Below are 16,165 nucleotides of genomic sequence, written 5' to 3' on the forward strand. Positions count from 1 at the left end.
ATAAAATTACTTTTTTTCAAATTAAAACATTTTCAAATTGACAAATTTCCAAATCTTCAAATAATAATTGATTCTATGGCAAAAAATTATTTCAACAAACGAAATGTGGACTTCTTGCTTTATGAAGTTCATGATGCTGAGGCACTTACCCAGCACGCTCGCTTTGCCGACCACAGCAAAGAAACATTTGACATGACTATTGATTCGGCTACCCAAATTGCTGACAATTTAATGTTTCCTTTTTTAAAAGATGTTGATAAAAATCAACCCGAACTGAAAGACGGAAAAGTGACTGTGCATCCTGCAATCAAAGATTATTTGAAAGCCATTGGTGACTCAGGCATCATTGGCGTTGACTTTGACTACGAAAATGGTGGAGCCCAAATCCCAGTTACTGTTTCAAGCATCTTAGGATATATTTTGATGTCGGCCAATAATGGCATGATGTACACAGGCTTAACTGCTGGTGCTGCTCGATTGATTGCAAGTTTTGGTTCGCAAGAGTTGAAAGATACTTATATTCCAAATATGATTTCGGGCAAATGGCAAGGCACAATGTGCTTGACCGAGCCACAGGCAGGAAGTTCACTCTCAGATATTACTTCTACGGCAGAACCATTGTCCGATGGCACCTACAAAATGCGTGGACAGAAAGTATTTATTTCTGCGGGCGACCATGATGCTACCGAAAATGTCATACATTTATTTATTGGTAGAATCAAAGGCTCTCCGCTTGGCACGAAGGGAATTTCTTTGTTTGTCATTCCAAAATATCGTTTAGATGGCACCGATAATGACGTAACATCTATGGGAATTTACCATAAATTAGGTCAAAAAGGCGTTCCTGCCATGCACTTGGGCTTTGGAGATAAGAATGATGATTGTATTGGATATTTGGTAGGCGAACCCAACAAAGGCTTAAATTATATGTTTCAGATGATGAATGAAGCACGTATTGGTGTGGGCATCACAGGAGCATCTATTACTTCAGCTGCCTATTATGCTGCACTTGAATATGCCAAAGAGCGTCCACAAAGTCGTCGTTTGAACCAAAAACATGCCTTAGATGCACCGCAAATAGCCATTATTCAACATCCTGACGTAAAACGAATGTTATTGTTTCAAAAGTCAGTTGTAGAAGGCTCAATATCATTATTATTAGAAACTTCACGTTATTTCGACCTTTCGGTGGCATCTGACGACCCCGAAGAAAAAGAAAATGCTCATTTAATGCTCGAATTGCTAACGCCAATTGCCAAAACTTTCCCTTGCGAATATGGCATGAAATCTATCAGCGATTCGGTGCAATGCTTTGGTGGTTATGGTTTTACAGAAGATTTTCCTGTAGAACAATATTATCGAGATATACGCATCACGCCTATTTATGAAGGAACAACAGGCATTCAATCACAAGATTTATTGGGCAGAAAAGTACCAATGGCGGGTGGAAAAGCCACGCAATTATTGGCACAAGAAATTGGTAAAACGATAATGGCAGCATTAGAGTTTGATGATTTGAAAAAGTATGCTTTGTTGCTTAAAGAAGAAGGTGAACGCCTACAAAAAGTAACTTTGCATCTTTTGAGCATTGCCGGAACGGGCGATGTTGAAAGATTCTTATCTGATGCAACACTTTATATGGAAATGTTTAGCTTAAATGTTGTGGCTTGGCAATGGCTCAAACAAGCTGTTGTAGCTAAACAAAAACTACTCACAACTTCGGCAGATAGTGATGATGTTGATTTTTACGAAAGTAAGATTCACACGATGAAGTATTTTTTCCACTACGAAATACCAAAAACACAAGGTTTGGCAACTCGCTTGATGGATACCGAAGTGTTAACGATTATGTCTGAAAAAGAAGTAGTCATGTAAAAACAAGTTTCTATCTTGTTCGTAAAAGGAGTAGTCGCAGGGCCACTCCTTTTTTGGTTTTGGAATAAAAAATAAACTACTTTTACAAGTCTATTTATCTATCTTTCAAAAATGCCTAATAAAAAACTATTTTATACAATAAGCTTATTCCTGTTAAGCACTTTTTCTGTGTTTTCTCAGCAAAAACAAAGCATTGATTCTACCAAACAACTTAATGAAATAGTTGTACGTGGTTTTGAAACCGAACGCAAATTGAGCGAAACGGCTGCATCGGTTAATGTGCTTACTATCAAGGATATACAACGTTTTGAAAATACGTCGCTCGTGCCAGTTTTCAATACTTTGCCAGGTGTACGCATGGAAGAACGCTCGCCTGGGAGTTATCGTTTGGCGATTCGTGGAAGTTCGCTTCGTTCGCCTTTTGGGGTTCGCAATGTAAAAGTTTATTGGAATGATATTCCGCTGACTGATGGCAACGGAAATACTTTTCTAAACTCGCTCGACATGAATACTATCGGCAATATTGAAGTAATTAAAGGCCCAGCAGGAAGTATTTACGGAGCAGGAACGGGTGGCGTGGTGCTACTCGGTTCCACAAAAGCAGATGGAAATAATATCAGAAAAGGCCATACAAATTACATCAATACATCGGTAGCTTATGGCAGTTATGGCTTGCAAAATAGAAATTTTTCGTGGAATATAGCTTCCGAAAAAGTCAATTCGGTATTAAGTTATGCCCACGCCCAAACTGATGGCTATCGACAAAATAGTGCGGCCGTGCGTGATGTTTTAAGTTGGCGTTCGAGTTATTTTGTTTCGTCCAGTAAAACATTAAATATCAGCACTTTATATTCGGACATTAAATACCAAACGCCAGGCGGATTGAATCAAGCACAGTTTGAAAAAGACCCAAGCCAAGCACGTTTAGCAACGGCAACTTTGCCAAGTTCGATTCAGCAAAAAGCTGGGATTTATCAGAAGTTATTCAATATTGGAATTTCGCAAGAATACCGTTTGAATGCTCAATGGACAAACGTAACGAGTATTTACGGAACGGTTTCCGAACTTCGAAATCCATTTATTACGAATTATGAAATCCGCAATGAACAAACTTTTGGCGGAAGAAGTCGAATGAATTATTCGTTTGATGTCGGAAATCTGAAAAATCGCTTAACTGTGGGCGGTGAACTCCAAAAATCGGCTTGGGTGATTCGTAATTTTGGCAATAAGGCGGGCGTAATTGATACTTTGCAAACCAACGATAACGTAGCGGCGTGGAATTATTTCTTGTTTGGTCAACTTGAAACTGACTTGCCTCAAAATTTCATTTTGACGATTGGCGGTAGCTATAACCGCTTTAAATATGATTTTACTCGCTTGTCGGACGCTCCGAAAATCAAACCAATTTCTGAATTATTACCTGCGGCATTTTTACCAAGAATTGCCCTTTTGAAGAAAATACAAGATAAAATCTCAGTTTTTGCGAGTGTGAGCAGTGGTTTTTCTCCGCCAACAGTTACGGAATATATCAGTGGTTATCAGAATAGCTCTTTCGTTCCTTCTCTCGCTCCTGAAAAAGGTATTAACTACGAAATTGGTACTCGTGGAAATCTGCTGAAAAAACGACTTAATTTTGATATTACTGCTTATTCATTTCGCCTAAAAAATACCATTGTTCGCCGCACCGATAATGCAGGAAGAGAGATTTTTACAAATGCAGGAAGCACACTCCAAAACGGACTTGAATTATTGTTAAATGGATTGATTATCAAGCATATAGACAAAGAATTTATTCAAGAATTACGAGTTTTTACGAGCTATACTTTCAATGATTATAGTTTTAAAAACTACCTCCAACTCAAAACTGATTTATCAGGCAATGCACTCACGGGTGTACCTCGCCAAGTGTGGGTTTCGGGTGTAGATTTACAAACAAAAATGGGTTTTTATCTCAACTCAACGCTTAATTTCACCGACCGAATTCCGTTGAATGATGCCAACTCGGCTTATGCCAATTCTTATAAATTATTGAATGCAAGAATTGGTTATCGGAAAAATTTCGAGCGAATTGGCTTGAATATTTATACTGCAGGCGATAACCTACTCAACGAAGTATATAGCCTCGGAAATGACATCAACGCCGTAGGAAATCGTTATTTCAACACCGCTGCACCAAGAAATTGGCAGTTTGGAGCAAGTTTGAGTTTGTTTTTGTAGAAAAATGTTTGTAGAACAAGTTTCTAACTTGTCACACAAATTAATTCCCTTCACAATAATCAAATATTGCTTTAATATCTTTTTCTGTAAATTTTTCAAAAGAAGTCATTTCTGTTCTATTAAATTGCAAATAAAGTTTTCGAGCTTCTTTGTTTGTTTTTATAAACTTTTGAGAGTTTTGAGTAAACTTAACAATCCACTTCCAACTTCTTCTTTTTCTAATACCTGATAAACCTGGACCAACCACTATTTCTGTTGTGGCAGCGTGGCAATGTGCACAATTATTTTTAAATAATTCCTCACCTATTGAAAACTCTGGATTAATTTCTCTTTCATAGAATTGTGTTGCACACGTACCACACCAAAATTCAGGCTCTACTTCTCCTAAAAGTTTATCTTGTTCTTGTTTTATTTTTAAAAGGCAGAATATAATCGAAAAGCCGACCAGAATTATCACAGCTAATAGGCTATAAACATGTTTTAAGATTGAGATTATGTCCTGCTTTTTCACTTTATCAGCAATTTTATTCTATTCCGAGACAAGTTAGAAACTTGTCTTACAAAATATTAATTCACATTAACCATCTTCAAACAAACAGGCACAGGAACATCAATTTGCTTGCCAGTTGGCGATAGTTTTCCTGTTTTGGCATCTCTTTTAAAAATCGTGATATTATCTGTTTCTTGGTTGGCAACCAAAACAAACTTTCCGTTGGGCGTAATCATAAAATTACGAGGTATTTTTCCTAAAACTGGTTCGTTGCCAATGTAGGTCAGTTTGCCAGTTTTTTGGTCAATGCTATACATAACTATGGTATCAATCATATTTGTAGAAGCAAAAACGCCATTTTTATTGCCCGCATCTACAAAACGATTCGAGCCGTACAAAAACTTTCCGTCAGGCGAGATATGAATATCGGCACAAAAACTCTTGTTTTTATCTTTAAAATCTTTGGCAAGGGTCGTGATTGTCTGAAAAGGTGCTAATTTTCCTGAAGCATAATTGAAAGCCGTAACAGTGCTACTTAATTCTTGAATCACATAAGCAAATTTACCGTTTGGATGAATCGTAAAATGGCGTGGTCCCGAACCATCAGCTACCTTCGTAAAAGCTGGTTTTCCCTTCAAAAGTTTGCCGTTTTTGGTATCTAAACTATAAGTCATGATTTTATCAATGCCCAAATCTGGCACAAAAGTATCTCGATTATTAGGGGCAATATTTACCGAATGTACGTGTGGTTTTTCTTGACGACCAGCATTTGGGCCTTTACCTTCATGATTGATGGTTTGTGTTGCTTTTCCAAGTGAACCATCGGCCTCAACTGGCAAAATCGATAAATTTCCTCCCGAATAATTTCCTACTAAAACCCATTTTCCCGTTTTGTCGATAGTCACGTGGCAAGGGTCTGCTCCGCCCGATGATTGCGTATTGAGTTTGGTTAAATTGCCTGATTTTTTATCAAAACTAAAAGCCGTCACCGAGCCATCGCTCGTTTCGGTGACAGCATAAACAAATTTTTGGTCGGGAGAAACTGTTAAAAACGAAGGATTTTTGATGCCTGTGGCTTTACTAATGGCACTAAATTCGCCAGTATTGGTATTGAATTTATAGACATAAATTCCTTCGCTCGGATTTTTTGTATTGGGGCGAGTATAAGTTCCAACAATTAAATATTGTTCATCTTTTGACTGAGATTTGCTGATTTGTGGCAAAAGTAATAGGCTGCAATAGAAGGCAGCCAAGGCTTTCTTGAAGTTCATGAATAATTGGCGTAGTTTAAATATTTTTTTCAAAGATAATTAATTTTACTTAATTGCGGCTTTCAAACTTTACTATGCACGAATCAACGATAAAACCAATTATTACAACCGTCCAAAGCGATGGTGATGTGAGAGGAATTTTAGCACTTCAACAAAAAAACCTCAAGAAAAACCTCACACCCGAGCAAATCCAAAGTCAAGGATTTGTGACAGTTGAGCATGAATATGCTGTGCTAAAGGCCATGAATGATGCCCAACCAAGCGTAATCGTAAAAAATGGCGATACTGTTGTGGCTTATTGCTTGGCGATGCTGCCACAATTCAGAAACGATGTGCCAGAATTAAAAACCTTATTCGAGGCAATCGATGAGATTGACTACAATGGGCAAACGTTAAAAGACTTTAATTACGTTGTAATGGGGCAAGTTTGCGTAGGTGAAGGCTACCGTAGTATGGGCTTTTTTGATGGAATGTATCAGAAACTCCGAGAAGAATTATCTGCAAAATTTGACATGTGCGTAACTGATATCTCAACCAATAATACTCGTTCGCTGAAAGCTCACGCACGTGTAGGATTTATTCCTGTTAAAGATTTTGAAGATAAAAACCTTAATGAAGTTTGGCGTGTGGTTGTTTGGGATTGGAGAAAATAAATTTGCTTTAAGCAATATGCCATAAGCTTTATGCTAATTAAATGCGTAAAGCTTATGGCATACAGCCTACTGCCAAAATATTATTTCAAATTCGCCAAAGCTGCTTTTACTCTTGCAACAGCTTCAGTAAGAGCTTCATCAGAAGCAGCAGTTGAAAGACGTAAGCAATTTGGAGCTCCAAATGAACCTCCACCCACAAGTGCTACGTGTGCTGTTTCCAACAACCACATACACAATTGGTCAGCATCTTTGATAGTTACGTTTCCATCAGATTTTCCGAAGTAATAACTTACATCAGGGAATGCGTAGAAGGCTCCATCAGGCATATTTACTTTGAAACCTGAGATTTCTCTCAATAATCCAACTACCAAATTACGACGACGTAAATACGCCAATTTCATCATTTCGGCAGCTGAAGTATCTTCCCAAGCTACAACCGCCGCACGTTGAGCGATTGAGTTTGTTCCCGACGTTACTTGTCCTTGTAATTTTTCTACGGCATCAGCAATCCATTTGGCAGCGGCTATATAGCCCAAACGCCAACCAGTCATAGCAAAACCTTTTGCAAAACCATTGACTGTGATTACTCGGTCTTTCATGCTTGGAATTGAACCCATGCTGAAATGCCCTTCGTCAGTAAAGTTGATATATTCATAAATTTCATCGGCCAAAACAAATACGTTTTCGTGTTTTTCGATAACCGCAGCCAAAGCTCTTAATTCAGCTTCGCTATAAATCGAACCAGTAGGATTATTTGGCGAAGCATACATCACAATTTTTGTACGGTCTGTGATTGCTGCTTCTAATTGCTCAGGTTTCACTTTGAAATCATTTTCAAATTTTCCTTCTACAATTACCGATTTCCCTTCGGCCAATTTCACCATTTCTGAATAACTCACCCAATATGGAGATAAAATAGCTACTTCATCACCTGGGTTAATCAAACACGAAATAACATTTGCTAAAGAATGTTTCGCTCCTGTTGAAACCACAATATTTTCTGGTTTCCAATCTATATTATTCTCACGTTTAAGTTTGTCTGCAATAGCCTTTCGTAGTTCAGGAATACCTGCTACGGGCGTGTAGTGGTGAAAACCAGCGTCAATTGCTGCTTTTGCAGCATCGCAAATGTGTTTTGGGGTTTTGAAATCTGGTTCTCCAACTGAGAGATTGATTACTTTGTGTCCCTGTGCCGCTAATTCACGTGACTTTTTCGACATACCAAGCGTGGCAGATTCTTCCAACGCATTGATTCTGTCAGCGACTAAATTTAATGCAGACATGATACTTTTTTGTAAAATTGATAATTAAATTGAAGAATTGAGTAAAATTGCTCAAATTCGGGTGCAAAATTACTTCCTTTCCAATTGAAAAACCACACTTTTTTGAAATAAATGACAATACGGAGCAAATAAATTGAGATTTTGTCTATGATAAAATATTGATTTTCAATGTTTTATCAAAAAACTAATCTAAAAAATCAGCCTAATGTTTCTTCAATGATTATTTTATCACAATTGTAGAAAGATGCGTTATTTTTACATTTAAAATTAAATTCACCATTCAATACCTACCATGCAATACCGAAAACACCGAAAATTTGCTGATGTTGATATGTACCGCTTCGGTTATTCTCCCATTGGTAAACCTTGGCTAAGTGTCTATTGCTATTTGATAGACCGTGTTTTGATTGATACAGCTCAAAGCAATTGCCAAGAAAAAGTTGTAGCAACCTTCCAAAACAAAGCTATTGAGAAAATATTACTTACTCATTGGCACGAAGACCATTCAGGTAATACAACCAAACTGGCTCAGCTCCACAATTCTAAAGTATATGCACATCCATTTACTAAAGAAAAACTTCGTACAGGCTTTGACATTTTACCGTATGAAAAATTTCTTTTCGGAAAAACCACTCCATTTGAAGGACAAATCGGTGATTTTCAAGACCTAATAGAAACTACGAATCACAAGCTAACACCTATTTTTACTCCTGGCCATGCCGATGACCACACCGTTTTTTTAGATAAAGACCACGGGTGGCTTTTTTCTGGTGATTTATATGTAGGCGTAAAAATCAAAGTTTTTCGCAAAGGCGAGCAGTTTTGGCAACAAGTTGATTCTTTTAAAAAGGTATTGGCTTTTGATTTTGATGTACTATTCTGTGGACACCATCCTCGCCTAAAAGATGGAAAATTGATGCTGGCAAAAAAACTTCAATATTTTGAAGATTTTGGTGGAAAAACACTGTTTTTGCACCAAAAAGGGCTATCTACTAAAGAAATCATGGAGACTATGAAGTTACGTGAAAATAATTTATTAAAACTTTTATTGTCGAATGATGTTTCTGTTACGTATATGATAGAAGCAGCTATAAATAAATGTTGATACATATATTTATTTTTTATGAAATACTGTTAACTTTATCGTTCCATCCTAAAACTAAAAACATGAATCGTAGAAACTTTATTCAAACGACAGCATTAACGCTTGGTACGTTGACTCTTTCAAGCAAAGAGCTATTAGCGAATTTACTTGCCGAAAATCCGTATAAAATGCGTGAACTTCGTGGTGGAGTCAGTGTTTTTACTGAACGAGGCGGTACAATTGCCTACTTAAATACTAAAAAGGGATTTGCCGTAGTAGATTCACAATTTCCTGAGCAGTCAAAACACTTGATTGATGAACTAAAAAAACTTTCTGAAAAACCAATTCAATTACTCATCAATACCCATCATCACGGCGACCACTCAGGAGGAAATATTTCGTTTAAAGGTTTGGTCGAACATGTTATTGCTCATGAAAACTCATTGAAAAACCAGCAAATTACTGCACAAAAGCAAAAAACAGAAGATAAACAGCTTTATCCAGATGTTACTTTTTCAGATACTTGGAAACAAAAAGTAGGAAAAGAAAGCATCAAAGCTCATTATTTTGGAGCGGGACATACCAATGGCGATAGTTTTATTCATTTTGAACATGCCAATATTGTACATACGGGTGATTTGGTTTTCAATCGTCGCTATCCATTTGTTGATAGAGCTGCTGGTGCAAACATCAAAAGTTGGATTGCGGTTTTAGACAAAGCATTGGCGACATTCGACAACGAAACGCTGTTTGTTTTTGGTCATGCTTTCGACCCCGAAAAAATTACTGGTACTAAAGAAGATATTAAAGTTTTTCAAGACTATCTTTCTAAATTACTCGTATTTGTAGAAAGTGAAATGAAGGCAGGTAAATCTAAAGACGAAATCTTGAAAATCGCTGCTATTCCGGGGGTTACGGAAATGAAAGGTGATGGAATTGTGCGAAGTGTACAAGCTGCATACGAAGAGTTGGGGGGGATATAAGATTTATTAAATGCTAAAAATAACATCTTGATTAGCAAATAGTTATATGTGGCAAACAATTTTGGCAACAAAGAGTTATTCTTAGTAAAGATATAAAATACGTGTAGATATGATAGCTTTGAATAGCGAAAAAGCCGCTCTTTGGGCAGAAAAATGGGTGCCAATTATCATTGATGTAGAAGGAGTTGAAAATCCTCCACGCTACGAAGTTTCAAACTTTGGCCGTTTGAAAAGCCTGCAAAGCTCCGAAAAAGGAGAAATTATTAAAGGTTCTGTCATTCAGGGTTATCGTTCATTGAATGTGCGACTCCCCAAAGGAAAATCTTTTAACCGTTACGTTCATAAATTAGTCGCTGAAACTTTTGTTCCTAAACCAAGTCCTGACCATAAATTTGTTATTCATCTTGACTTTGATAAAATGAGTAATCATTTTGAAAACTTAAAATGGGTAACAAAAGATGAAATGGTTATTCATAATCGTGAAAATCCTGCGGTAATAAATAAACCTATTCCGAAGCGAACTAAAAATTATAAATTGACCGAAACAAAAGTACGGCTAATCAAAAAAATGCTTCAAAAAGATAATACCCGTCTAAAGATGATTGCAAAACAATTTGGTATTACACATACTCAGCTCAATCGTATTCGTTCGGGAGAAAATTGGGGATATGTAAAAGTTGAAGATTAAGAAAAATCAAAAGGCTTTCTCGATGAGAAAGCCTTTTGATTTTTTAAGAAGCTATATTTTTATAAATGTATTACTTCACCATAAGCAGCAGCGGCCGCTTCCATGATAGCTTCTGACATAGTTGGGTGTGGGTGTACCGACTTGATAATTTCCATACCTGTAGTTTCTAATTTACGAGCCACTACTGCCTCGGCAATCATTTCAGTTACGTTATTTCCAATCATGTGACAACCTAACCACTCGCCATATTTAGCATCAAAAATTACTTTTACGAAACCTTCTGGTACACCACCAGCTTTGGCTTTGCCCGATGCCGAGAATGGAAATTTACCTACTTTTATTTCATACCCAGCTTCTTTGGCTGCTTTTTCAGTATAACCTACCGAAGCGATTTCTGGTGAACAATAAGTACAACCTGGAATATTTTTGTAATCCAATGGTTGTGGATGATGTCCAGCAATTTTTTCTACGCAAATAATTCCTTCGGCAGAAGCTACGTGAGCCAATGCTTGTCCTGGTGTTACGTCACCGATGGCATAATATCCTGGAATATTTGTTTCTGAAAAACCATTGACTAATATTTTACCTCTATCAGTAGCAATACCAACATCTTCTAATCCGATATTTTCGATATTTGCTACGATTCCTGCTGCAGAAAGCACTACATCTGTTTCTATTTTTATTTCACCCGTTGGTGTTTTTACAGTCGAAACACAGCCACTTCCCGAAATATCAACTTTTTCTACACTTGAACTTGTGTAAATTTCGATACCCAATTTCTTATAAATCTTGGCCAATTCTTTAGAAATATCTTCGTCTTCAACAGGAACGATATTTGGCATAAATTCTACGATGGTCACTTTCGTACCCATGCTTGCATATACATACGCAAACTCAACACCGATTGCTCCAGAACCCATCACCAACATTGATGCCGGTTGCTTAGCAAGGCTCATCGCTTTGCGGTATTCTATTACTTTTTCTCCGTCTATCGGTACGTTTGGTAGTTGTCTTGCTCTTGCACCTGTTGCAATGATGATATGCTTTCCTTCTACTTCGCTTTTCTTGCCTTCTGCATCAGTTACCTCTACTTTTTTGCCTGCTTTTACTTTGCCATAACCGAAGATTACGTCAATTTTATTTTTCTTCATCAAGAAAGTTACACCTTTGCTCATACCTTCAGCAACACCACGCGAACGCTTGATAACTGCCTCAAAGTTGGCATGTGACTCGCCTACTTCGATTCCGTAATCTTTGGCATGCTTGATGTATTCAAATACTTGAGCAGATTTCAATAAAGCTTTGGTAGGAATACAGCCCCAGTTAAGGCAAATACCACCTAAGCTTTCTTTTTCAATGATGGCTGTTTTTAAGCCTAATTGTGATGCACGAATAGCGGCTACATAACCGCCAGGACCACTTCCAAGTATAACAACGTCGTATTGTGCCATAAAATGTTTCTTGTTAATTGTAAACTTCGGTGCAAAATTAGACAAAATATGGCACGATTAAAACGATTTATCAGATTTGTAAGATTGTGAGCTTTTATTTATCAATTCACCGAAGTATTGTAGTATTTTTCTAAGAAACAACATTTGCTCAATCTTAGTTTTGTCTATTCAAAAAAAATCCTGAAAGGTTTTATTTAACCTTTCAGGATTTTCAACAAAAATAAAATAATAATTACTTACTGGCTTCATCTACCCAATGGCTCATTTCTTTTACGATTGCATCGCTTGAACCAAGATAACCTGTACTTTTAAATTTGATTTTTCCTTCTTTGTCTATACAAAATTTGGCAGGAATTCCATTTACACCATAGTTTCCTGCTACTTCACCACCGATGTCCATAATCACAGGAAAAGTATCAAAACCTCTTTGTTTTACAAAAGTTTTCACTGTTTGTGTCCATTGGCTTACATCTACTCTTTCGTAAGTATTTACAAACAAAAACTTTACATTTGGATTATTTTTATATTTGTCCATTGATAATTTCATACCTGGGAAAGACATGATACATGGACCACACCAAGTTGCCCAAAAATCAAGCACAACAACTTTTCCACGAAGTTCTGAAAGTTTTACGCTTTTCCCATCTAAATCAACCAAAGAAAAATCAGGTGCATCTGCTCCTACTGCTCCAGCACTTCTACGTTTTACGTCTTGCACAAATAATTTTGCAAAGAAATGATTTTTACCTTCAGCTTCTAATTGTTTGGCTGTTTTAGCAAAAATTTCAAAGTCTCTTTCAGGATTTAGGAAATTATTAATAGCTATCAAACCCGAAAGTGAGGTTCCTAATTCAGCAATAATAGGCTTAATGGAAGCATAGTACTTTTCTTCTGAGGCTTGATAGGTCATTTGAATATCTTTCCTTTTCTTCTCGTCTTTTTTCTGAGTTGCCGCATCAAATTGATTTTGTAAATCTGTTTGTATTTGACGAAACTTCTGAGATTCGGCAACAACTTGGTTGAATTTTGCCATCATTGGTGACCCTTCCACAGAAAAAGTTGCTGCTTTGTCGGGCGTACTCACACCATCTGCTGTAATATTGAGGGTTTCTCCGCCGTCCAAAATCAAACCAATGACTTGTTGATTGGCAATGTTGAGTTGATAAATGCCTGGCTCTGCGATTTTGCCTTTGAAAGCAAAAGTCATATCGGGCGAAATGGCAACCGAATCCAATCGCATGGGAATATTACGATCGTTCATTCGTTCAAAGTAAACTTTACCACTGATCGAACTTTTTATCTTTCCCGATATATTGTAGGTACTTTCTGCACCTGTCGATGCCACGGCTGTCTGCTGTGGTTGCGATTGGCAAGCTAAACCAATAGTCATCAAGCATATAGCAATCATTATACGTTTCATAAAATTTGCGGTTAGCTTTTAGCGGTTAGCTATTAGCTTTAAAAATGGTGATTTTATTATTTGTCTTTATACTTCAAAAAGAGGTCATTTTCTTGAAAAATAGTTGCTAAAAGCCCCTTATTGTAAAGCCTTTATCAATAGTTCGTTGGTACGTTTGGGGTCGGCAGAGCCTTTCGATTTTTTCATAACTTCTCCAACAAACATGCCAAGTAAGCCTTTTTTCCCGCTTTTGTATTCCTTTACTTTATCGGCATTGGCTGCCAGAACTTCGTTGATTAACGCTTGTAGCGTGTCAGTATTGCTTTGTTGAATCAAATTATTAGATTCTGCCAATTTCAATGCTGTTTGTGTTGGGTTTTCAAGCATCAACGGAAATAGCTTTTGTGAAGCGGCCGAACTACTGATTTTGTTTTCATCAACCAATAAAATTATTTCAGCTAATTGACTTGGCTTAAGAGCAAAATCACTAATCTCTATACTATTTTCATTCAAATAACCTCGAATCGTAGAGGTTAGCCAATTGGAAACGACTTTATAGTTTGATGTTAATTGGCAAGTCTCCAAAAAGTAACTCGCCATTTCTTTTGATTCTGTAAGTGTTACAGCGTGTTCTTCTAAAATGCCAAATTCTTTTGTAAATTTATCGAATAATTGATTGGGTAATGCAGGCATTTTTGCTTGAATTGCAGCCAACCATTCATCCGAAATTCTAATTGGAGCTAAATCTGGCTCAGGAAAATAACGATAATCATTCATCGTTTCTTTTAACCTCATGCCGTAAGTTTCTCCATTATCCGCATCAAACATTCGGGTTTCTTGAATGATTTTTTCGCCTGCATCAAGCATTTTTGACTGGCGTTTGTATTCAAAGTCAACCGCTCGCTGTAAATTACGAATCGAATTCATATTCTTGATTTCGACCTTCGTTCCAAACTCCTTTGCTCCAAATTCTCTTAACGAAATATTCAAATCGGCACGCATCGATCCTTCTTCCATATTTCCATCACAAATATCAAGATAACGCACCATCTTTCTGATTTCTGTTAAATATGCTCCAGCTTCTTCTCCACTTCTCATACAAGGTTCTGAAACAATCTCGACCAATGGTGTACCTGCACGGTTGTAATCGAGCAAAGTAAAAGCATCGCTTCCATCATGCACAGATTTTCCTGCATCCTCTTCTAAGTGAATGTGGTGTAGTTCCAATGTTCTTTCACGGAAACTTTTGCCATCTTTCAAACGTACCGTTATGCTTCCACCTTTACAAATAGGATATTTATCTTGCGACACCTGATAGCCTTTTGGAAGGTCAGGATAGAAATAATTTTTTCGGTCGAAATAATTGTTTCTCGTAATTTCACAACCACAAGCTAAACCCATTTTTATGGCATATTCAACTGCGTTTTTATTCAATTTTGGTAAAACTCCAGGGTGTCCCAAAGTAATGACACTAATATTGGTGTTGGGTTCGCTACCAAATTTATTGGTATCGGATGCAAAAATTTTACTTTCTGTCGAAAGTTGACAGTGGACTTCTAAACCTATAACTATTTCGTATTTCATATTTTGGTGCTTAAAGCACAATTAAGAATGTAGCTAATGATATATTTAGACAGACCATTGCTAACAATAATGCTCTTTATTACAATGCAAATTTAGGGTTTTTCGCTGAAACTTTCGTTATAGTTTTTCACTTGCTGCTATTCTGTCCAAGAATTCATGCCATTTAAAGGCATACAACCAATGTATGTTCCTGGAACAGGGTCGTATCTTAAAATTTCTTTTCCTACTTTTTCAGATGTAAAATAACCCATCAAAGTCAGGCTTTTCATTCTTCGGAAAAAGGTAATGGGGTCGGGTTTTTCTACCAAAACAATTCCCCAAAGACTTGGTGGAAACTTGGCTGCTTCCTTGTCAAGTTGTGTGAGAATTTCCTCTTTTTGCTTTTGCTCACATGCTACGAATGCTTTTCCATAATCTTTTTCACAACGTTTATCTAAAGACTCAATGCCTTCGACAAACTCTTTTTGGTCGGCCTCAGTAAGCAATTCTTTCAGCATTTTATCAATAAATTGCGGCACGCCTAAGTCTTTTGCACCTGGGGTTGCTGTTCGTGGCAAGATAGTTTCCGCCATTTCAGCAATCGTATTTGCTTGGTTATTACTCAAAAAAACAGGCTGCCAAGTCAATTTGGCTTCATTTTGACAAGAAATCAGCAAATCTGAAACAGCACTTGCCGAAACAGCATAGCCTAAAAATAAGGCTGTATTTTTTATATATTCTCTGCGATTCATATTGATTGTTGATTTTTGATTGACGATTGTAGATTTCTTATTTTTGATTAAAAATCAACAATTACTAATCTACTTTAATTTATTTATTTTTGTTTACTTTTTAATGTTATAATTGAAGCGACCGTCATAGAAATAATTTCATTTGTCTCTTTTATTAAATCTGTAAGCCGATTTTCAGGTAAAAGTCCAGATTCGGTAATTAATTCTAACCAATAAAGTGTTTCATCTGCTTCTTCCTCAACAATCTTCAATTTATTTATCATGTCAGCAGGTGATTTTGCTCTACAGTCAGCTCGATAGTTTGCTCCAACAGATGAAGATGACCGAATTATTTGTTTTGCATAAATACTTGAGCTTCTTGTATTGGGTATGGCATCAGCCATTTTCCCAATTCTCAAAGCCAATTGCTTTGTTCTAAATTTAAAAATCTCAGCATCCATAATTTTTTATTTACGA

Annotated in this window: 14 protein-coding genes; 6 read left to right on the forward strand and 8 right to left on the reverse strand. The window is 36.9% G+C overall.

Annotated elements, in window-relative coordinates:
• Positions 1-75: 75 nt before the first annotated feature.
• Together ACQUQZ_RS23175 and ACQUQZ_RS23180 are read left to right on the forward strand one after the other, a co-directional pair.
• Positions 76-1,875, forward strand: a complete 1,800-nt coding sequence (locus tag ACQUQZ_RS23175) for an acyl-CoA dehydrogenase (protein ID WP_435357496.1) — start codon at positions 76-78, stop codon at positions 1,873-1,875.
• 111 nt (positions 1,876-1,986) lie between these two features.
• Positions 1,987-4,092, forward strand: coding sequence for a TonB-dependent receptor (locus ACQUQZ_RS23180; RefSeq protein ID WP_435357497.1), 2,106 nt, complete (start codon positions 1,987-1,989; stop codon positions 4,090-4,092).
• A 40-nt stretch (positions 4,093-4,132) separates the two neighbouring features.
• Here ACQUQZ_RS23180 and ACQUQZ_RS23185 read toward each other — a convergent pair whose 3' ends face one another.
• Positions 4,133-4,603, reverse strand: a complete 471-nt coding sequence (locus tag ACQUQZ_RS23185; protein ID WP_435357498.1) for a c-type cytochrome — start codon at positions 4,601-4,603, stop codon at positions 4,133-4,135.
• Between the two features lie 56 nt (positions 4,604-4,659).
• The gene (locus ACQUQZ_RS23190) at positions 4,660-5,853 is read right to left on the reverse strand and encodes a lactonase family protein (RefSeq protein WP_435357499.1); all 1,194 of its coding nucleotides are present in this window, start codon (positions 5,851-5,853) and stop codon (positions 4,660-4,662) included.
• Positions 5,854-5,927: 74 nt separating this feature from the next.
• On the opposite strand from ACQUQZ_RS23190, the gene ACQUQZ_RS23195 reads away from it, so the two are divergent.
• Positions 5,928-6,506, forward strand: coding sequence for a GNAT family N-acetyltransferase (locus ACQUQZ_RS23195; RefSeq protein WP_435357500.1), 579 nt, complete (start codon positions 5,928-5,930; stop codon positions 6,504-6,506).
• Positions 6,507-6,586: 80 nt separating this feature from the next.
• Here ACQUQZ_RS23195 and ACQUQZ_RS23200 read toward each other — a convergent pair whose 3' ends face one another.
• On the reverse strand, positions 6,587-7,789 hold the full coding sequence (locus ACQUQZ_RS23200; RefSeq protein ID WP_435357501.1) for a pyridoxal phosphate-dependent aminotransferase: 1,203 nt from the start codon (positions 7,787-7,789) through the stop codon (positions 6,587-6,589).
• A 292-nt stretch (positions 7,790-8,081) separates the two neighbouring features.
• Here ACQUQZ_RS23200 and ACQUQZ_RS23205 point away from each other — a divergent pair, with 292 nt between their 5' ends.
• The 3 genes from ACQUQZ_RS23205 to ACQUQZ_RS23215 all read left to right on the forward strand — a co-directional run bounded on the left by ACQUQZ_RS23205 (position 8,082) and on the right by ACQUQZ_RS23215 (position 10,544).
• The gene (locus ACQUQZ_RS23205) at positions 8,082-8,894 is read left to right on the forward strand and encodes an MBL fold metallo-hydrolase (RefSeq protein ID WP_435357502.1); all 813 of its coding nucleotides are present in this window, start codon (positions 8,082-8,084) and stop codon (positions 8,892-8,894) included.
• Positions 8,895-8,956: 62 nt separating this feature from the next.
• Complete coding sequence (locus ACQUQZ_RS23210) at positions 8,957-9,856, forward strand: MBL fold metallo-hydrolase (protein ID WP_435357503.1); 900 nt, start codon at positions 8,957-8,959, stop codon at positions 9,854-9,856.
• Between the two features lie 109 nt (positions 9,857-9,965).
• A complete protein-coding gene (locus tag ACQUQZ_RS23215; protein ID WP_435357504.1) occupies positions 9,966-10,544 on the forward strand; it encodes an NUMOD4 domain-containing protein in 579 nt (192 codons plus the stop codon).
• A gap of 59 nt (positions 10,545-10,603) precedes the next feature.
• Here ACQUQZ_RS23215 and lpdA read toward each other — a convergent pair whose 3' ends face one another.
• The 5 genes from lpdA to ACQUQZ_RS23240 form a co-directional block, all read right to left on the reverse strand.
• Positions 10,604-11,995 (reverse strand): dihydrolipoyl dehydrogenase, encoded by a 1,392-nt coding sequence (gene lpdA, locus ACQUQZ_RS23220; RefSeq protein ID WP_435357505.1) that lies wholly within the window; start codon positions 11,993-11,995, stop codon positions 10,604-10,606.
• Between the two features lie 232 nt (positions 11,996-12,227).
• Positions 12,228-13,415: a redoxin domain-containing protein gene (locus ACQUQZ_RS23225; RefSeq protein WP_435357506.1), complete on the reverse strand. Its 1,188-nt coding sequence runs from the start codon at positions 13,413-13,415 to the stop codon at positions 12,228-12,230.
• A gap of 117 nt (positions 13,416-13,532) precedes the next feature.
• A complete protein-coding gene (gatB, locus tag ACQUQZ_RS23230; RefSeq protein WP_435357507.1) occupies positions 13,533-14,978 on the reverse strand; it encodes an Asp-tRNA(Asn)/Glu-tRNA(Gln) amidotransferase subunit GatB in 1,446 nt (481 codons plus the stop codon).
• 137 nt (positions 14,979-15,115) lie between these two features.
• On the reverse strand, positions 15,116-15,709 hold the full coding sequence (locus tag ACQUQZ_RS23235; protein WP_435357508.1) for a gluconate 2-dehydrogenase subunit 3 family protein: 594 nt from the start codon (positions 15,707-15,709) through the stop codon (positions 15,116-15,118).
• A gap of 83 nt (positions 15,710-15,792) precedes the next feature.
• A complete protein-coding gene (locus tag ACQUQZ_RS23240) occupies positions 15,793-16,149 on the reverse strand; it encodes a four helix bundle protein (RefSeq protein WP_435357509.1) in 357 nt (118 codons plus the stop codon).
• Positions 16,150-16,165: the final 16 nt, after the last annotated feature.

The organism is Emticicia sp. SJ17W-69 (assembly GCF_051209875.1).
Lineage (GTDB): Bacteria > Bacteroidota > Bacteroidia > Cytophagales > Spirosomataceae > Emticicia.